At 44.6% G+C, this 19018-nt stretch carries 17 protein-coding genes; 5 read left to right on the top strand and 12 right to left on the bottom strand.

All coding sequences use genetic code 11. The features are described 5' to 3' along the window. Nucleotides 1-26: 26 nt before the first annotated feature. Together btsR and R7P80_RS22740 are read left to right on the top strand one after the other, a co-directional pair. Nucleotides 27-755 (top strand): two-component system response regulator BtsR, encoded by a 729-nt coding sequence (gene btsR, locus R7P80_RS22745; RefSeq protein ID WP_225491973.1) that lies wholly within the window; start codon nt 27-29, stop codon nt 753-755. A 71-nt stretch (nt 756-826) separates the two neighbouring features. After that, the gene (locus tag R7P80_RS22740; protein ID WP_033906110.1) at nt 827-1300 is read left to right on the top strand and encodes a low molecular weight phosphatase family protein; all 474 of its coding nucleotides are present in this window, start codon (nt 827-829) and stop codon (nt 1298-1300) included. A gap of 46 nt (nt 1301-1346) precedes the next feature. Here R7P80_RS22740 and ispH read toward each other — a convergent pair whose 3' ends face one another. From ispH to murJ, 6 genes are all read right to left on the bottom strand, one after another. Then, a complete protein-coding gene (gene ispH / locus R7P80_RS22735) occupies nt 1347-2312 on the bottom strand; it encodes a 4-hydroxy-3-methylbut-2-enyl diphosphate reductase (RefSeq protein WP_005381920.1) in 966 nt (321 codons plus the stop codon). Between the two features lie 24 nt (nt 2313-2336). Then, nucleotides 2337-2768 (bottom strand): FKBP-type peptidyl-prolyl cis-trans isomerase, encoded by a 432-nt coding sequence (fkpB, locus tag R7P80_RS22730; protein WP_005381922.1) that lies wholly within the window; start codon nt 2766-2768, stop codon nt 2337-2339. 144 nt (nt 2769-2912) lie between these two features. Then, the gene (lspA, locus tag R7P80_RS22725; protein ID WP_005385948.1) at nt 2913-3419 is read right to left on the bottom strand and encodes a signal peptidase II; all 507 of its coding nucleotides are present in this window, start codon (nt 3417-3419) and stop codon (nt 2913-2915) included. Between the two features lie 73 nt (nt 3420-3492). Beyond that, nucleotides 3493-6321, bottom strand: coding sequence for an isoleucine--tRNA ligase (gene ileS, locus R7P80_RS22720; protein WP_225491974.1), 2829 nt, complete (start codon nt 6319-6321; stop codon nt 3493-3495). Between the two features lie 64 nt (nt 6322-6385). Further along, entirely contained in the window at nt 6386-7321 is a 936-nt protein-coding gene (gene ribF / locus R7P80_RS22715) for a bifunctional riboflavin kinase/FAD synthetase (protein ID WP_005381933.1), read from the bottom strand. A gap of 69 nt (nt 7322-7390) precedes the next feature. Beyond that, nucleotides 7391-8953, bottom strand: coding sequence for a murein biosynthesis integral membrane protein MurJ (murJ, locus tag R7P80_RS22710; protein ID WP_213891748.1), 1563 nt, complete (start codon nt 8951-8953; stop codon nt 7391-7393). 305 nt (nt 8954-9258) lie between these two features. Here murJ and rpsT point away from each other — a divergent pair, with 305 nt between their 5' ends. Then, complete coding sequence (gene rpsT, locus R7P80_RS22705) at nt 9259-9519, top strand: 30S ribosomal protein S20 (RefSeq protein ID WP_005381938.1); 261 nt, start codon at nt 9259-9261, stop codon at nt 9517-9519. Between the two features lie 304 nt (nt 9520-9823). Here rpsT and R7P80_RS22700 read toward each other — a convergent pair whose 3' ends face one another. Both R7P80_RS22700 and nhaR read right to left on the bottom strand, forming a co-directional pair. Continuing rightward, entirely contained in the window at nt 9824-10132 is a 309-nt protein-coding gene (locus R7P80_RS22700; protein ID WP_005381940.1) for an ArsR/SmtB family transcription factor, read from the bottom strand. A 288-nt stretch (nt 10133-10420) separates the two neighbouring features. Next, a complete protein-coding gene (gene nhaR / locus R7P80_RS22695; protein WP_005381942.1) occupies nt 10421-11311 on the bottom strand; it encodes a transcriptional activator NhaR in 891 nt (296 codons plus the stop codon). 386 nt (nt 11312-11697) lie between these two features. Here nhaR and R7P80_RS22690 point away from each other — a divergent pair, with 386 nt between their 5' ends. Next, nucleotides 11698-12843 (top strand): Na/Pi symporter, encoded by a 1146-nt coding sequence (locus tag R7P80_RS22690; RefSeq protein ID WP_025768431.1) that lies wholly within the window; start codon nt 11698-11700, stop codon nt 12841-12843. Nucleotides 12844-12990: 147 nt separating this feature from the next. Further along, the gene (locus R7P80_RS22685) at nt 12991-14133 is read left to right on the top strand and encodes a flavohemoglobin expression-modulating QEGLA motif protein (RefSeq protein ID WP_206959261.1); all 1143 of its coding nucleotides are present in this window, start codon (nt 12991-12993) and stop codon (nt 14131-14133) included. A 70-nt stretch (nt 14134-14203) separates the two neighbouring features. Here R7P80_RS22685 and R7P80_RS22680 read toward each other — a convergent pair whose 3' ends face one another. The 4 genes from R7P80_RS22680 to ptsP form a co-directional block, all read right to left on the bottom strand. Then, nucleotides 14204-15055 carry a thymidylate synthase gene (locus R7P80_RS22680; protein ID WP_005381947.1) on the bottom strand — a complete coding sequence of 284 codons (852 nt, stop codon included), beginning with the start codon at nt 15053-15055 and terminating at the stop codon, nt 14204-14206. 9 nt (nt 15056-15064) lie between these two features. After that, a complete protein-coding gene (gene lgt, locus R7P80_RS22675) occupies nt 15065-15886 on the bottom strand; it encodes a prolipoprotein diacylglyceryl transferase (protein ID WP_005381948.1) in 822 nt (273 codons plus the stop codon). Nucleotides 15887-15973: 87 nt separating this feature from the next. Continuing rightward, nucleotides 15974-16765, bottom strand: a complete 792-nt coding sequence (locus R7P80_RS22670) for a sulfite exporter TauE/SafE family protein (protein WP_213901859.1) — start codon at nt 16763-16765, stop codon at nt 15974-15976. 6 nt (nt 16766-16771) lie between these two features. Next, nucleotides 16772-19018: a phosphoenolpyruvate--protein phosphotransferase gene (gene ptsP, locus R7P80_RS22665; RefSeq protein ID WP_005385966.1), complete on the bottom strand. Its 2247-nt coding sequence runs from the start codon at nt 19016-19018 to the stop codon at nt 16772-16774.

Here is a 19018-nt window from a genome sequence, read left to right as displayed (position 1 = left end):
CGCTGAAGCAATAAAGGTAATGTTGGATGTTAACCGCACTCGTCATTGATGATGAACAGTTTGCTCGTGAAGAGCTAGCAGAGTTACTGGATGAAACAGGCCAAGTCGAGGTCGTGGGCGATGCCTCAAACGCAATCCTTGGCCTAAAAAAAATCAATGAACTTAAGCCTGATGTGGTGTTTCTCGATATCCAAATGCCTCAAGTCACGGGGATTGAACTACTTGGGATGCTTGATCCAGAAACCATGCCTTATGTGGTTTTTGTCACGGCTTATGATCAGTATGCGATTCAAGCATTTGAAGACAATGCCTTTGATTACTTGCTCAAACCTGTCGACCCATGCCGGTTAACTAAAACGGTCAAACGACTAAACAAAGTCATTAGCCAATCCGCCCTAACGCAACGACTGTCTGCTATTACACCTGACACGTTGGATCAGATACCGTGCATCGGACACAACCGCATCGTTATCATGGCCACCGACACGGTGGAATGTGCTTACAGTGATATCAGCGGCGTGCATGTACGCTCCACCAGCCAAACCGCGAGCACCCAACTGACATTAAAAACGTTGGAAGAGAAAACCCCTCTAGTCCGCTGCCATCGTCAATACTTAGTCAGTATTAAAGCGATTAGCGAAATCAAGTTACTGGAAAATGGGTTAGCGGAAATCATTACCAAAACAGGCTTTGAGATACCAGTAAGCCGCCGCTACTTAAAGGTGCTCAAAGAGATGCTCGGCATTAGCCACTAACACAAAAACTTCACACATCATCGCTGAGTTTCCGCTAGCGTATAAATAGGACGCTCTGAAAAGACGAGGCGATGATGTATAAAGTTTTATTCATATGTAAGCACAACGCTGGACGAAGCGTCCTCGCGGAGTCAATCGCAACCAATATCCTGCCAGCAGATTTTAGTGTCACCAGTGGAGGCTCACATCCCACAGGCAAGGTGCACCCAGTGGTGCAAAAATATTTAGATGACCACCAACTCCCCATTCCGCATATCCACACGCATTCATGGGAGGAGCGAACTCAGTTTCTTCCCGACATCGTTATTATTCTCTGTGATTCTTTACATCAAGAAACCGCTCCTCAGTGGCTTGCAGGTGGTGTTCGAGTAAACTGGCAAGTTGATGCTTTTCCGACCGATGGTTCTGATGAAGACATGTACGCACATTGCGAAAAGGTTGCTCAATCGCTTGAGCGAAGAATCACGAAGGTGTCTGATATGATTATCGATGGTTTAGGAAAAGACCAAATTCGTGATTACCTAAATGAGTTAAGAGAGATGTAAAAAAGGCGACACACAGGTCGCCTTTTGAATATTCGATAAATAGAGACTAATCCACTTGCTTGATTTGAAGTTCTTTAGGTACTTCAAAGAACATATTCTCTTCACGGCCAAGTACTTCATCAACCGCTTCGGCACCAACGAGTTCTTTGATTCGCTCTAGAATCTGATTAACGAGCTCTTCCGGAGCAGATGCTCCCGCAGTCACGCCGACCTTTGTTTTGCCTTCGAACCACTCAGGTTTGATATCTTCCGGACAGTCGGTTAAGTAGCCAGGTGTCCCTAGCTTTTCAGCTAGCTCTTTAAGACGTGTAGAGTTTGATGAGTTTTTAGAACCCACCACAACCATCACATCTACGTCACCAGCTAATTCACGTACGGCATCTTGGCGGTTTTGTGTCGCATAACAGATATCGTCTTTACGTGGACCTTGGATATCTGGGAACACGCGGCGTAGCTCTTCGATAACATCGGCAGTTTCATCGACAGAAAGCGTCGTTTGGCTTACGTAATGAAGATCGGATGGATCTTTCACAATCGCCTTCAGTTTCTCAACATCGGCTGGAGTTTCAACCAAGTACATACCACCGGTTTCACTGGCGTATTGCCCCATCGTACCTTCGACTTCAGGGTGACCTGCGTGACCAATCAGAACCACTTCCATATTACGACGGCTCGCACGCGCCACTTCCATATGCACTTTGGTTACTAAAGGACACGTTGCGTCAAATACGGTCAAATCACGCTGCTTGGCTTCCTGACGAACTGCCTGCGATACACCATGAGCGGAGAAAATCACAATGTTGTTGTCTGGCACTTCGTGCAGTTCTTCAACGAAGATAGCACCACGCTGTTTTAGACCTTCAACCACAAAACGGTTATGCACCACTTCATGACGCACATAAATCGGTGGCTGATACATCTCTAGCGCACGCTCTACGATGCTAATCGCGCGGTCAACACCAGCACAGAAACCACGTGGGTTAGCTAACAGGATTTTCATTTCATTGCTCATGGAAGTTATCTTTTATTTGGTTCGCTATTCTACTGACAAAATTTCAACTTCGAAAGTCACGTCTTGTCCCGCTAGAGGATGGTTGAAGTCCACAGTGACTGAATCGCCTGCAATCTCTGTAATAATGCCCGGGATTTCCATGCCATCAGGGCCACTGAAGGCCATGATTGTACCAACTTCCACTTCTGCATCACCTACAAATTTAGTGCGATCCATATAGTGAATATGATCAGGGTTTGGCATACCAAACGCGTCTTCTGCCTTTAGCTCAATCGCTTTTTGTGCGCCTGTTTCGAGGCCTATCAAGCACTGCTCAAAGTTTTCACTCAAGCTGCCATCACCCATAACAAATTTCGCTGGTTTACCCATGTTATGAGTACTATCTGCAACCGATCCGTCTTTCATTTTAATCGTAAAGTGAAGGGTTACTACCGATTCATTGGTTATTGTTGTCACGTTAATGCTTCCTTGTTCTTGGGTTATTACGCTGTCAGCTTGGTCTTTTTATACATTGATATGCTGATTGGCGCTCCAACATAATAAAAAGCGTCGCTCGAATCAACGGACGACGCTTAGGGTTATTCGATATACCGCAAAAGATTACTTGTCAGCGTCTTTTTTACGGAAGCCATCCAGAATAATCATTGCCGCACCAATACAGATCGCCATGTCAGCAAGGTTGAATGCTGGCCAGTGGTAGTTACCCCAGAAGAAGTCTAGGTAATCAACAACAAAGCCATGAACGACGCGGTCAAACACGTTGCCCACTGCACCACCAATAATCAGTGCATAAGCAATGTTGTTCCATTTTTCTTTTGCTGGAAGCTTACTCATCCAGTAGGTCAAAAGACCCGTAACAACAAACGCGATACCTGTAAATAACCAGCGCTGCCAACCGGCTTGATCGCTCAAGAAGCTGAAAGCGGCACCGTAGTTATGAACGTAAAGTAGGTTGAAGAATGGCAACACCTCAATTCGGTTTGCCCACCCGTAGCCCATGTTGTCCATCACCACCAATTTGATGCCAATATCTGCAATAAATACCAGAATTGCTAACCACAGCCAGCGAACTCCAGATTGCTTTAACGTCAGTGCTTTTTCACTCATTACTTTACCTACAAACAGCCCCAGTAAATACTGGGGCTGTTAATTTTAAAAAAAGTTCAGTCGTTCTAGGCAATTACGCGAATTTACGTACTTCACCTTCGCCGTCTACGTTAGACACACAACGACCACAGATCTTCTCGTGACCTTCAATTGTGCCTACGTCTGGCGTGTGGTGCCAACAACGGTCACACTTCTCGCCTTCAGCTGCTGCTACTTCTACAAACAAGCCTTCGATATCCGTCGCTTGTGCTGCATCCGTCTTCTCACCTAGAGGCTTAACTTTCGCAGCAGATGTTAGTAGAACAAAGCGCAATTCATCTTCAAGTTTGTTGATCTTCGCCGCTAGTGCGTCATCAGCAAATAGAGTCACTTCAGCTTGTAGTGCACCACCAATGGTTTTCTCTTTACGCGCATCTTCTAGAAGTTTGTTAACCGCACCACGAACCGCTTGGATCTCAGACCAGAATTCGTTGTTCAGCTCTTCACCTTCAGCAAGACCGAATAGACCGTCGAACCACTCACCAGTGAATACGAACTTGTCGCGTTGACCTGGCATTTCGTTCCAGATTTCATCTGCAGTGAACGACATGATTGGCGCCATCCAACGAACTAGCGCTTCTACGATGTAGTAAAGTGCAGTCTGACAGCTACGTTGAGCGTTGCCGCCACGTTTTGCTGTGTACTGACGGTCTTTAATTACGTCTAAGTAGAAAGAGCCCATTTCGATTGAACAGAATTGCATTAGACGCTGAGTTACACCGTGTGTGTTGTACTCTTCGTATGCTTTAACAATCTCTTCTTGTGCTGCTAGTGCACGACCAACCGCCCAACGATCTAGCGCAACCATCTCTTCAACAGGAACGATGTCTGTTTCAGGGTTGAAGCCGCTCAAGTTAGCTAGGAAGAAACGCGCTGTGTTACGGATACGACGGTACGCATCTGCGCTGCGTTTTAGGATTTCATCAGAAACCGCAACTTCACCAGTGTAGTCTGTAGAAGCAACCCATAGACGAAGAATGTCAGCACCTAGCTTGTTGGTTACGTCTTTTGGCGCAACCACGTTACCGATAGATTTAGACATCTTACGACCCTGACCATCAACCACGAAACCGTGTGTCAGTACTTGTTTGTAAGGCGCTTCGTCTTTCATCGCGATAGATGAAATTAGAGAAGACTGGAACCAACCACGGTGTTGGTCAGAACCTTCTAGGTATAGGTCTGCACTATTGCCGTTGTACTCTTCACGAGCATCAACAACAGAGAAGTGAGTAACACCTGAATCGAACCATACGTCTAGCGTATCTAGCACTTTTTCGTATTGGTCAGCGTCAGCACCTAGTAGTTCAGCAGCATCTACATCCCACCATGCTTGAATGCCTTTCTCTTCAACCAGCTTAGCGACTTTCTCGATCAGCTCTAGCGTGTTTGGATGAAGTTCTGCTGTTTCTTTATGAACAAACAGAGCAATTGGCACACCCCAAGTACGTTGACGAGAGATACACCACTCAGGGCGACCTTCGATCATACCTTCGATGCGGCTTTGACCCCACTCAGGCATCCACTCTACATTCTTGATTGACTCTAATGCTTTAGCACGTAGGCCAGCTTGGTCCATAGAAACGAACCATTGAGGTGTAGCACGGAAGATGATTGGAGTCTTATGACGCCAACAGTGTGGGTAGCTGTGCTCGTAAGCGTGGTGGTGTAGTAGTGCACCTTTTTCTTTTAGTACTTCTACTACTGCATCGTTCGCTTTAAATACGTGCTGACCAGCAAATAGCTCTGTATCTGGTAGGTAAACACCGTTTGAGCCAACTGGGTTTGCTACTTCTAGGTTGTACTTGTTACCAACCGCGAAGTCTTCTTGACCGTGACCAGGAGCAGTGTGAACAACACCAGTACCTGAATCAGTCGTAACGTGATCACCAAGGATCGCCGGTACAGTGAAATCGTAGAATGGGTGTTGGAATTGAGAAAGCTCTAGGTCCGCACCTTTAGCAAAGCCAAGGTTGTGGAAGTGCTCGATACCCGCACGGTCCATTACGTCTTTCGCTAGCTCAGCAGCAACGATGATACGCTCAGCGTTGTCGCCTTCTGTTTGGATAAGCACGTACTCTAGATCATCACGTAGACATACTGCGCGGTTTGCAGGCAGTGTCCAAGGTGTTGTTGTCCAGATAACGATAGATACGTCACCGTGACCTTCATGACCTTCAGTCAGTTCAAATTTAGATAGCAGTGCTGTTTCGTCAGCCGCTTTAAAACGAACGTCGATAGATGGTGATACTTTATCTTTGTATTCTACTTCCGCTTCAGCAAGAGCAGAACCACAGTCTGTACACCAGTGAACAGGTTTGAAACCTTTTAGCAGGTGACCATTGCTTGCGATCTTACCAAGAGCACGAATAATGTTCGCTTCAGTTGCGAAATCCATAGTGCGGTATGGCTTGTCCCACTCACCCATGATACCAAGGCGTTTGAAGCTCTCTTTCTGACCTTCAACCTGACCTGCTGCGTATTCACGACATTTCTCGCGGAATTCCGCTGCTGTCACTTTTTGGCCTGGCTTACCTACTTTCTTCTCTACCATTAATTCGATTGGTAGACCGTGGCAGTCCCAGCCTGGGATGTAAGGTGCGTCAAAACCTGAAAGTGTTTTGGATTTAATAATAATGTCTTTAAGAATCTTGTTTAGTGCGTGACCAATATGAATGTCACCATTTGCGTAAGGAGGGCCATCGTGCAATACGAATGACTTTTTGCCTTTCTTAGCTTTACGGATTTCACCGTAAAGATCTTCTTTGTACCAACGCTTAAGCATTTCTGGCTCACGATTGGCCAGGTTGCCGCGCATTGGAAACCCTGTTTCAGGTAAGTTCAGGGTATCTTTATACTCACTCATCGATTCTTAATTCCGTTATATTGGGCGAAAATTAGACATTATGTTGAACGGTGGAATAAACCGCTCAACGCTTAAGCTGACGCAGCCACACCCTTGCTGCTTCAGCATCCAATTCGATTTGTTGTTTAAGTGCTTCAAACGACTCAAACTTTTGCTCATCTCGAAGTTTATGCAAAAGTTCCACTTCTAGTTGCTTGCCATATAAATTGGCATGAAAGTCGAATAAGTGCACTTCTAACTGTTGGCGAACACCATTGACGGTTGGTCTTTGACCAATATTAGCAACACCACCAACTGGCTTATTTCCTAAGCCAAGCGCTTGAACAACATAGACTCCGGAAACCGGAGAAACACAGCGTTTCAAAGGAATATTTGCAGTAGGGAACCCAATGGTTCGACCTAGCTTTCTTCCGTGAGAAACACGACCGCTGATGCTGTAGTTTCTTCCCAGCATCTGTTGCGCGGAATGCAAATCGTCACGCGCCAGCGCTTGACGGATAGCCGTACTGCTGACACGTAATTGTTGTAAACAAAAGCTCTGGGTACTTACGACATCAAAGCCGTATTTTTCCCCTGCTTCCTGCAGCATTGCAAAGTTACCTGTACGGCCTTTGCCAAAGCAGAAATCATCACCAACGACAAGAAACTTAACACCCAAACGCTCGACCAACAAGTCACGGATAAACTCTTCCGCGGTTAAACTTGCAAAATGGCGATTGAAATTGACACACAGTAAGCGGTCAATATCGAGCTTACTCAATTGCACGAACTTATCGCGTAATCGCGTCAACCTTGCAGGTGCCTTGTCTTTGGCAAACAGCTCCATCGGCTGAGGTTCAAAGGTCATCACAACAGAAGGCAAGGATAGCCTGTCCGCTTGCTCAGACACTTGCTGCAATACTTGTTGATGGCCTTTATGGACACCATCGAAATTGCCAATAGTCAGCACACAACCATGATGTCGCGGGTTGATATTGTGAATGCCTCTAATCAGTTCCATTGGATACTGCTTTCTGCCTCTGTTTTACTTTACACTGTGTGAAACTGACGGATTATATACTAATCACCCTCAGTCTGTCCCAGCTTTTAGGTCTTTTAAACGCGCACCAGTTAAAAATAGAACCACTAGGTAAACCACGGCTCCTAAACCGATCAACATCCCTAGCACCGCGCTTCGGTGAGCAAAGCTCCAGCCCAGCCATACTGACATATCTTCCAGTTGCCATAAGATTGCCGCCACCATCGCCGCGCCAGCAATAGATAAACGTATAATAAAGAAGACGGTTCGCTTAGTGATTTGGTATACCTCTGCGATGTGCAGGCCACGATACAGCAGTGCCATATTCACAAATGCCGATAGTGCTGTCGCGATAGCCAAGCCAACGTAGCCATAGAAGTACGCAAAAATTGCATTAAATACCATGTTGGTCACCATCGCAATGATGCCGTATTTCACTGGCGTTTTGGTGTCTTGACGCGAGTAATACCCCGGAGCGAGCACTTTAATCAGCATAAAGTTCAACAAGCCTGAAGCGTAAGCAAAGAGTGACAATGATGCTTGATGTACGTCTTGTGGCGAAAACTCACCTCGCATGAATAACACCATCAACATAGGTTTTGCCAGTACCATCAAACCAAGCATTGCAGGAAGGCCAAGTAAGATCACCATGCGCACCCCCCAGTCCATGGTTTGTGCGAATCCTTCATTTTGTGCGTCAACATGTTTGCGTGATAATGCTGGTAAAATCACCGTTGCAATCGCAATACCAAACAGACCTAACGGGAATTCCAACAAACGATCTGAATAGTACAACCAACTGATCGAACCGGTTTGCAGAAAGCTGGCAATAAAAGTATCAAACAACAAGTTGATTTGGCTTACCGACACACCGAACAAAGCAGGAATCATTAAGGTTCGGATCTTCACCACGCCCGGATCGCGCCAGCCCCATTTCGGCTTAACCATAACCCCCGCTTTAATAAGGAAAGGGATTTGAAATAAGAACTGAACCAAACCACCAAGGAAAACACCGATGGCAAGACCAATCTCTGGCTGTGGCATCTGCGGCGAGATAAACCATGCTGCCAAAATGATCATTACGTTGAGGAAGACGGGAGTAAAAGAAGAAACCGCAAACTTACCTAGTGTATTGAGAATGGCTCCCGATAGGGCAACAAAAGTGATGAACCATAAATAAGGAAAGGTAATCTTGAGCATCACGCTAGCAAGTTCGAACTTCTCAGCCGCGGGACCACCATGCATCCAGTCTAGGAACCAACCAAAACCAAACAGTGCAGTCACCACTCCGGAACCTAGAACACCTAAGATGGTAACAATTGAGACTATCACCCCTAATGTACCCGCCGCACGAGCAATGAGCTCCCGAGTTTTATCCATGTCGCCTTGAGCATGGCTTTCCGTTAAAACAGGTACAAACGCTTGGGAAAAAGCACCTTCAGCAAACAAACGTCGTAAAAAATTAGGAATTTTATTGGCGAAGAAAAAGACGTCTGCGCTTGCTCCTGCCCCCATTAAATTTGCCACTACAACATCACGAACTAGGCCAAGAACGCGGGAAATAAATGTCATAGCACTGACGATCATGCCAGACTTGAGTAGTCGTTTACTCACTGTAACCTCGGAATATCACCATAAGACAGCTAACTCTATACTGTTTCTCTGACAGGTGCTGTAAATAGACGTCAAAAATCTATCCGCGGGTTGTAAGGAATAAGTGTGCCTTTCGCGGATAATTATTAGCATTGGTATAAAAATGCTGTTAGAATCCCCGCCATCTTAACCGCGATAACCTCTCTTACCAAAATTTGTTTTGGCTTAGATCGGTTTTTGCACAAATCATTTGACATTTAAGCGCAAATGAGGGATATTCCTCGCCCTTAAATTGTCACAGAACTAAGTTTTTGGGAGTTAGACCCTTGGCAAATAGTAAATCTGCTAAGAAGCGCGCTATCCAAGCTGAGAAACGTCGTCAGCACAATGCTAGCCGTCGCTCAATGATGCGTACTTACATGAAGAAAACTGTTGCTGCTATCGAAGCAGGCGACAAAGAAGCTGCAACTGCTGCATTCGCTGTAGTTACACCTATCCTAGACCGCATGGCAACTAAAGGCCTTATTCACAAGAATAAAGCAGCTCGCCATAAGTCTCGTTTCGCTGCACAAATCAAAGCTCTTTAATAGAGTCCTGATTTTACAGTGAAGAAAAAACCGACCTTGTGTCGGTTTTTTTATATCTACAAAATTTTCTTAATAAAAAAAGCTGGCAATGCCAGCTTTTCTTTTTCTGAATGTCCCATTTAAAGACATCAGCTTATTCATTACCCATATAACGCTCAAACTAGAAAGCACTAATAAAACACTTGAGAACAAAGCAAATTGGTCGATGAGTAGTACCCTATCATCAAAAGTTTAACGCCACTCTCAAATATTCCAACAAATTAGATTCACACTCTAAGATGGGCAGTATATTAGGACTATTTAATTAATGTTGAGCACTCTCAGCACAATAAAGACTATGCAGTGTTTTTATTAACGCTTTCACTTCATCACTCTTTAATGTGTAGTACACCGTTTGTGCTTCTTTCCTTGTCGTGACTAACTCATCACGGCGAAGCCAAGCAAGATGCTGAGATAATGCCGACTGGCTTAGCTCTAACTTTGCACACAGCTCTCCCACGGACAGCTCTTGGTTATGCAGCATACAAAGGATTTGTAGGCGTCTCTCGTTTGCCATCGCTTTGAGCAACACGACGGCTTTTGCGGAGTTCTGCTCCATTTCTTGTAGATTCATGTGTTGGACCTCTAGCTACAACTTACTTATTCCAACCCTGGCCAGCTTGTTGTGTTGCACTGATTTATATATCTAAGAAAATCAAGATACACTTCCAGAGTCTTCATTATTAGAACCTCTAATTTAGTTGTTAGTGATACACCAATATTATCCACCAAGGACTTTAATTGGTGCGCCATCAATAATTAATAGTTTTGCTCACTAAAACAAGTATCTTGCTTACTTAGATATTATTTAGAATTATATTTTTATTGATAGTAATCTATTTATTTACGCAACGATACGGGTTTACTCAAACATTTGACTGAAATCAGCATCACAAACATTTTTTACCGCGGGGTGTTGGATCATTCGTTCCGCAAAAATCACGTAGTACTCTTCTTTTAGCCCATCGACATGGCCAATTAGCTGTAAATTTCGGTCGTCTTCAATCTCCGACATGTATACGGTCGGTGCCAAGAAAATCACATCATCGTGGTACCGAGCAAAAGCTTTCATCAACGCAACATCATCAAACTCCCCCAGCACATTGGGTTGAAGGCCTTGACGATCAAACCATTGAATAACTTTACGCCCCATAGCCGTTCGGCTCGCGGGAATCAGAAGTTTTTTTTGTTCCAAGATCTCAGGGAATCGCACATTTTCAATTTCAGAAGAAGCAAAAAAGCTCATGCTACTTTCACCTAACTTTTTGCTATAAAGGCCAGGACTTTGAGTAGAATCAACGGGACAATCTGAAAGGATCATATCTAGCTTGTGCTGAGAAAGGCGTTCAAGTAGCAGTTCGTGGGTTGATTCATAACAGCGTAAATGAATACTGTTATCTTCCGGGACGGTCGTCATCAGTACTTTACTGACCAAGCGTTTAGATAACGCATCGGCTACACCAACTTCAAATAGAATGTTCGAGTGCTGGCTGTAATTGACGATATCTAACATCTCATAACTCAAACCGAACATCCGGTCGGCGTACTTAAACACAAGCTGACCTAACTCAGTGGGCTCAACTGTACGACCATTGCGCTTGGTTAACTTTCCTTTCATGCGCTCTTCAAGCGCTTTAATCTGTCCTGTCACGGTTTGCGGTGTCAGGAAGAGCGCGTCAGCCGCCTTAGTTACAGAGCCCTGTTTGCACACCATCCAGAAATAATAGAGATGGTTGTAGTTTAGATGTGACATGATCGAGTCCCGAAAAGAAAGTGATACTTTTTATACCAAATGTGACAGAGACAAACAATAAACTCGACAAAACCATACAATACCTTACAAAAGCATAAGTTTTACCGAAAGTATAAAGTCAACACTGTCATAAAAGTTGAACTGAGGCGCATTTTCTCTACAAAAAAAACGCAAAAACCAAACAAAACGAAATCAAAATTTAACCATTAAAATCAACAAGTTAAAAATTAATTTTCTTCCTCTTTTACGCCATTATCAAAAAGAACAATAAAAATCTCTCACAGCAAGAAATCTGTAATATTACTGAAATATTTGTTCTCTAACATCGCCCGCAGATTCAACTACAGACCGAAAAATGAACTGAAAGGTCAACGGAGAAAATTATGATGAACCAAGCTACTTCAACAGTGGCACCAATTTCGAGCACAGCTCGTTGGTTACGCTGGGCTAACTTGGCATTCATGTTATATCTGCTTCTTCTAGCAGTATCTATGGTTGGTAGTGGCTTTAAATGGGCAACTGGCGATCAAGCTAAGGTGCTATTTGAATTTGCCGCACACCCAGTTGCAGGTCTAATGATCGGCTTGGTGGCAACAGCCTTAATTCAGTCTTCAAGTACTGTAACGTCTATTATTGTAGGCTTGGTTGCAGGTGGCTTACCTGTAGAAACCGCTATCCCTATGGTGATGGGTGCTAACATTGGTACCACAGTGACCAATACGCTTGTATCTCTTGGCCACGTGCGCTGTAAAGAAGAGTTCAAACGTGCATTTGCAAGTGCAACCATTCACGACTTCTTCAACTTGCTTGCTGTCGCTATTTTCCTTCCGTTGGAAATGATGTTCGGCATTTTAGAGAAAGTTTCTCACTGGCTTGTTTCTCCACTGCTTGCTACTGGTGATATGAGCATTAAAGGCTTCAACTTTATTAAACCAATTACAAAGCCAGTCGTAGGCGCAATTAAAGAGCCACTTTCTACCTTCGGTGATACTGTTGGCGGCGTCATGCTTATTGCTTTGGGTATTGCGACTATCTTCGTTGCAATCACAGTGATGGGTAAATTGATGAAGAGCCTAATGGTTGGTCGCGCACGTGAAATTTTGAAAAACGCCATCGGTCGTGGTCCTATTCACGGCATCGTATCAGGCTCAATCGTGACCGTTCTAGTACAATCTTCCTCAACCACGACAAGTTTAATGGTTCCGTTGGTTGGTACTGGCGTGTTGAAAGTACGAGATATCTACCCTTTCACTCTGGGTGCTAACATTGGTACTTGTATTACGGCACTACTAGCAGCGACAGCGGTATCTGGAGAGTTCGCAGTATTCGCACTTCAAATCGCTCTAGTCCACTTAGTATTTAACATCATGGCGACGCTGTTTATCTTTGGAATTCCATTCCTACGTGAGATTCCGGTTAAAGGCGCTGAGATGATTTCTGAAATGGCTATTAAGAATAAAGCTGTTGTTGGTGGCTACCTAATGTCAGTATTCGTTATTCTACCAGGTGCGATTCTAGCCCTAACAACGTAACAACAACGACATACCATCGCTTATTGTTTAGGCTCCACATCGTGGAGCCTTTTTTATGATAATTAAACTGTTCAAATCGATTGTCCAGTGATAATTTGAGCCACATCAGCATGCTTATGCTGAGCTATCTCATTTGGAGTCGACAACATGACGCAGCTTAATGACGCTATTTCTGATCAGCTACTCGCAATAGACGAAAACCTAACCCAACTGGTTGCTGATATTGATATCCTCAGTAGCGTGAATCCTCTTAATTATGCTCAAGAAAGAGAACGTTTCATTAAAAACAAATATTCTCAAGAGCCTAATTTTCAATATTCAATTACTAATGTAGATACTCACAGCGCAAAGCGACGTCTATATGAGCTACCTCTAGAAAACATTCAAGACACCCAATTGCAAAGGCTGTACGCGGATGTAATTCAGTCTTATGCAGATAAACTGGATCAAGTGAATACCATCGGCACGCAAGAGTTTCTTTATAACTCCTTACGCTATTATGGGGAACCGAGCGCCAAAGATATTGCCAACGCCCATTTCATATTGCACCTTCCTACAGAAGAAGAAAAAGAACCTCAGCACGATAGCCGTGCAATAGCACGTTTCATGCAAAATTTTGCTCAACGCAATGGGTATGAATGTGAAATACAGGTGTTGGACGGGATGTTAGCAAACGCACTAGTTTCAGGGTCTCGAGTCAAAATTAACCACGCGGCGTACATCACCACTGATGAGCTGGAGGCTCTTGCACATCATGAAATGGGAGTACATCTCCTGACTACGCTTAACGGTCGTCAACAACCGCTAAAAGTCCTGAGCTTAGGTTGTCCTGCCAATACCAACACTCAAGAAGGGCTGGCTATATTATGTGAGTATCTGTCAGGACATTTCAGTATCAAGCGCCTAAGAACCTTATCCTTACGAGTTCTGGCAGTAGAGTCGATGATCAAGGATCGCGATTTCCGCCATACGTTCATGCTATTAAAAGAACAGTATAAAGCTTCTGATCTTCAAGCATTTACAACGACTGCCCGAGTCTATCGAGGTGGAGGTTTAACGAAGGATTACTTGTATCTTAGAGGATTCCGAGAGGTGCTCAATGCCTATGATAAATTGGGCGATGACTTTTCACTATTGTTGTGCGGGAAAACAGAGCTGAAGTACTTTGAGCTTATCCGTTCATTAGTGAGTAAAGAAATATTCACTCAACCTAAGTTTATTAGCCCGGCACTGTCCACACCGATGCAGACCAACCCAATTCACCGTTATATTGTCAGTGCACTAAAATAATACCTTCTAAGTACAAAAAAGAAAAAAGCTCCATTCGGAGCTTTTTCTATATCTTGAAGAACGATACTCGTTACACTGAGAATGGGTAACGAATAGGATCGTGATGCTCGTAGCCTTCAACCCAAAAGTCATCCAGTGTGACCCATGTTTCCAAATCTTCTAGAGATTTAATCTCTGGGTTGATATGGAACGTCGGCGCTTTTAATGGCTCACGCTTCAACTGAACATCGCGCATCAGTTCAAGCTGGTCTTCATAAATGTGAGCATTCACAATCTTATGAAATGCCTGACCAGGTTTCTTGCCCGTAATTTGCGCCATAATCGCCAAGAATACGTAAACTTGAACCATATTGAAGTTTAAGCCAAGCGGTACATCACACGAACGCTGAGTACTATTCAGGTAAAGCGTATCATCCAGCAATGAAAAATGGTGACTGTACATACAAGGACGCAAGCACCCCATGTGGAACTCACCCGGGTTGTAGAAGTTCAAGATTTCACCGCGATCATCAACACCACGCGTTAAGTCATCCACTATCTTACGTAGTTGGTCAACATGACCACCATCAGGTTTCGCCCAGGCGCGCCCTTGAACCCCATAGACACGGCCCATGTCGTCTTCACCTTTACGGTATGGGTTATTCAACCAGGCATCATTTAGGTTGGCATTGGCATCCCAGGTTTTCGTGCCCAGCTTACGAAAATCTTCCGCATTATCGTAACCACGAATATACCCTAATAGCTCTGCAACGGCCGCTTTCCAAAAACTTTTACGTGTGGTGACCAACGGAAATTGATTGTTCGCAACATCGTAGGTTAAATCCGCGTTGATTACGGTCAGGCAGCGCTTGCCTGTACGCTCATTTTCAACCCAAACACCTTGGTCAACGATGCGTTGACACAAATCTAAATACTGTTTCACACCAATACCTTACTTCGTCTTTTGTGGTAATTCGTCTTTGTAATGACCACGTTTGTATGCCCAAACCATCATGAGGACACCGATAACCACCATTGGCAGGGATAAAATCTGTCCCATGGAAATAAAGCCACCGAATAAACCCAAATGAGCGTCTGGTTCGCGCACGTACTCAACTAAGAAGCGGAATGTACCATATCCAGCTAAAAATAGCCCTGAAACAGAACCTAGAGGACGAGGTTTCTTGATGAACCAATTCAAGATGAAGAAAAGTACGATACCTTCAAGCGCCATTTCATAAAGCTGCGATGGATGACGTGGCAGTGGACCGCCATTTGGGAAAACGATCGCCCAAGGCACATCCGTTACTCGGCCCCACAACTCGCTGTTCATGAAGTTACCTAAACGCCCCATACCCAAACCAAATGGCACAAGCGGCGCGATAAAGTCAGCAACACCGAAGAAAGTTCGCCCGTTTTTGTGTGCATACCAGAACATCGCAGTAATCACACCCAGTAAGCCCCCGTGGAAAGACATACCACCGGTCCACACTTTAAATAGATACAAAGGGTCAGCCAGGAAGAGCTCAAAATTGTAGAAAAGCACGTAGCCTACACGGCCACCAATCACCACGCCAAGGAAGCCTGCGAACAACAAATCAGAAACCTGCTCTCGTGTCCAACCACTTCCAGGCTTATCTGCACGTCGGTTCGCTAACCATAGAGCAAACATAAAGCCCACAAGGTACATCAAACCGTACCAACGAACCGAAACAGGACCAATAGAGATTAAAACCGGATCAATATTGGGAAATTCAATATATCCCTGAGACATAAATCATTCTCTTCTTATCACAACAAAATAAATATACCCAAGTAACCTCTAGATGCTTGGTTCAGCGAGAATGACTTGGGTACAAACTTAGAGCAGCATGGTCGCTGCAACAAACATTAAGAACACCGCGAATATCTTTTTTAATACCGCAGTTGGAAGGTTAGTTGCGAGCTTCGCACCCACTTTTGTTGTGAGCATCGAGGCCATAGCAATCGCTAATAAAGCGGGAAGATAAACATAGCCAATACTGTATGAAGGTAAGCCTTCCACTTTATAGCCATGTAAGATGAAGCCGATCATACCAGAAATAGCAATCACGCAACCACAAACGGAGGATGAGCCCACCGCTTTACGCATCTCTATCCCATGTTTATTTAAAAATGGTACCGACAGTGAGCCACCACCAATACCAGCAAGGCTTGATACGACACCAATTCCCGTGCCGTAAACTACAGTCACAGAGCTGCTCGGCATAGGTTTACTGCTCGTAACTTTAATGGAACGAAACATTTGTACTGACAGGCAAAGAACAATGACACCAAACACTTTCGGCAAATAGTGTGTAGGGATCCACTCAGCAATATTGGCACCAACAAAGCCACCAATGACCACACCAGGCATCAACCATTTTACGACAAACATATCGACATTGCCGAGCTTAAGGTGATTCATCGCCGATGAGCCAGACGTGACAATAATACTCGCTAACGAAGTGGCTAAGGCCATGTGCATACTCATTTCTGGAGAGATCCCAGCAAGAGGAAGCAAATACAACAAGGCAGGAACAACAATCAAACCACCACCGATACCGAGTAACCCCGCCATCACACCCACAAAAGCGCCTAGCGCCAACAATAACAAAAATAAAGAGACGGTCACGATTTCCTACTTTTTACCTGCACGGATAAAGCCCGCAAAGCCCTGTTGAATGAAGAAGTCATGCATCATTTGATGAATGTCCTCCCCATAGGACTTTGTCATTGCTTGCTCCGCTAATTTTTCTAATTCTTCTTGTTGGCTATGACGAATCAAATATTTCACCTTAGCCACATTGGAGGTGTTCATACTCAAACTGGTATACCCTAACCCAAGTAAGAGAAGAGCGCCAAATGGATCACCCGCTAGCTCACCACAAATACACACGGGCACCTGATATTTATCACACACCTCATGGATTTGCTTAAGCGCTAACAGTACCGCAGGATGCATAGATTCATAGACATCCGCTACGCGCGAATTGTTCCTATCTACCGCTAATAAATACTGAGTTAAATCGTTTGTCCCGACAGAAACAAAATCAACACGGTGAGCAATCGTTGGCAACAGATACACCATCGATGGTACTTCAATCATGACCCCAATTTGTGGGAATTGAATTCTATCATCAAGCAAAACGGCTTCGCTGTGAGCTTGATTAATCAAGCTAATGGCATCGTCTAGCTCTTTTACCCCTGACACCATTGGCAATAAGATACTTAAGTTTCCGCTTTCTGCACTCGCTCTTAACATTGCACGCAGCTGGATCAAGAAAATGTCTGGATGATCCAATGTAAAACGAATGCCACGCCAGCCTAGAAACGGATTATCTTCTTCGATGGGCAAATACGGCAAAGGTTTGTCACCACCAATATCCAAAGTACGCATCACTACTCGTTGATTCGGATAGCTGTTAAGTATTGCTTGGTATTGATGATACTGCTCATCTTCCGAAGGAAAGTGATGCTGGAGTAAAAATGCAATCTCAGTTCGGTACAACCCAACACCATCAACACCTGTGTTGATGGCAATATTACTGTCTGCACTGAGTCCCGCATTCAGCATAATTTCGATATGGTGATTATCTTGCGTAACCGCAGGGAGTGCGAGGTCCTTGTTTACCATGGCAAACAGTTCAGACTCTTCGCTTACTAAGCTGCGATACTCTCGCAACAACTGGCGGTTTGGCTCTAAGAAGATCTCACCCGTATAGCCGTCGACTATCCCGAGTTTGCCATTCACCACATCCGGATTAATGTTGGCGCCCATGACTGCAGGGACCCCAAGAGCTCGAGATAAAATGGCAGCGTGAGAGTTTGCGCCTCCCTCTAATGATACGACGGCTAACAAAAACTCTTTAGGTACAGAAGCGAGCAAGGTGGCAGTGAGTTCGTTCGCCACCAAAATAATGGGACGATCAATTGCAGAATTTTCTTGCTCACTGTTGTGCAGAAAATAGAGCAGCCTTTGCCCTAACTCTCGGATATCTTGCGCTCTTTCACGCATGTATACATCCGACATTCTTGCAAATCGATTCGAGTATGACTCTACAACTTGGCGTAACGCCCAGTCTGCCCTATCTCCTTTTTCAATCTGCTTCTTCAAATCACCGCGAAGCATCGGATCATTCAGTAAGTGAGTAAACAGATCGAAGATCGCCAGCGCATCTTTGTTGATTTCACTGTCCAGCTTTTTCCGCATACGGCGAAAGTCATTTAACGCTCGCTCTATGGCCACCAGTAATGTCTCGTGCTCGCGTTCTTTATCTAACGTGGACGAAGGGAAAACATCCGATAAACTCGGCTGGGTATTGTCGAACCAAAACTCTCCAATCGCTACACCAGTAGACGCAGGCAAACCTTTTAATACCGTGGGTTTAGATGCTAACTGCCAATGCCCAAGATTCTGCGCATGTGCAATGAGCACCGCTAACTGAGCGGATAAGGTAACAAGAAACGATTCTTCCATTTCACTAAACAAGCGCGGTGTTTTTTGTTGGATCACCAACACACCTAAAACTTGTTTACGATGAATGATTGGAGTAGCTAAAAAAGAGTGGTAAATCTGTTCGCCGAGTTGAGGAAAGAATTTGAACTCGGGATGTTTTGAGGCTTCGGCAAGGTTAAGAGGCTCAGCGCTTCGTTTTACCAACCCAACCAAGCCTTCATTGAAGTTGATATGAATACTATCACCTTCAAAAATAAGGCCTTGAGTTGCCATTAACTCAAGGCGCTGCATTTCTTCATTAGCAAGATAGATAGTACAGCACTCAGTACTAAGGGCAGCACAAGTCTCTTTCACCAATATATCGAGTGCCAGATGCACATCATCGACCCTGGAGACTTTCTCAACTATTTCCCTTAGCTGACTGAGCAT

Origin of the sequence: Vibrio sp. 2092, from assembly GCF_033339635.1 — a bacterium.
Lineage (GTDB): Bacteria > Pseudomonadota > Gammaproteobacteria > Enterobacterales > Vibrionaceae > Vibrio > Vibrio alginolyticus.
Note: the sequence above shows the minus strand (reverse complement) of the source record. Positions and strands in the feature narration are given on the sequence as shown.

What these genes read in the sequence shown, in the direction of transcription:
- lspA (WP_005385948.1), bottom strand. Translation starts at nt 3,419, where the DNA reads ATGAGTGAAAAAGCACTGACGTTAAAGCAATCTGGAGTTCGCTGGCTG.
- ptsP (WP_005385966.1), bottom strand. Translation starts at nt 19,018, where the DNA reads ATGCTCAGTCAGCTAAGGGAAATAGTTGAGAAAGTCTCCAGGGTCGAT.
- R7P80_RS22740 (WP_033906110.1), top strand. Translation starts at nt 827, where the DNA reads ATGATGTATAAAGTTTTATTCATATGTAAGCACAACGCTGGACGAAGC.
- nhaR (WP_005381942.1), bottom strand. Translation starts at nt 11,311, where the DNA reads ATGTCACATCTAAACTACAACCATCTCTATTATTTCTGGATGGTGTGC.
- R7P80_RS22685 (WP_206959261.1), top strand. Translation starts at nt 12,991, where the DNA reads ATGACGCAGCTTAATGACGCTATTTCTGATCAGCTACTCGCAATAGAC.
- lgt (WP_005381948.1), bottom strand. Translation starts at nt 15,886, where the DNA reads ATGTCTCAGGGATATATTGAATTTCCCAATATTGATCCGGTTTTAATC.
- btsR (WP_225491973.1), top strand. Translation starts at nt 27, where the DNA reads ATGTTAACCGCACTCGTCATTGATGATGAACAGTTTGCTCGTGAAGAG.
- ileS (WP_225491974.1), bottom strand. Translation starts at nt 6,321, where the DNA reads ATGAGTGAGTATAAAGATACCCTGAACTTACCTGAAACAGGGTTTCCA.
- ribF (WP_005381933.1), bottom strand. Translation starts at nt 7,321, where the DNA reads ATGGAACTGATTAGAGGCATTCACAATATCAACCCGCGACATCATGGT.
- R7P80_RS22690 (WP_025768431.1), top strand. Translation starts at nt 11,698, where the DNA reads ATGAACCAAGCTACTTCAACAGTGGCACCAATTTCGAGCACAGCTCGT.
- R7P80_RS22700 (WP_005381940.1), bottom strand. Translation starts at nt 10,132, where the DNA reads ATGAATCTACAAGAAATGGAGCAGAACTCCGCAAAAGCCGTCGTGTTG.
- ispH (WP_005381920.1), bottom strand. Translation starts at nt 2,312, where the DNA reads ATGAGCAATGAAATGAAAATCCTGTTAGCTAACCCACGTGGTTTCTGT.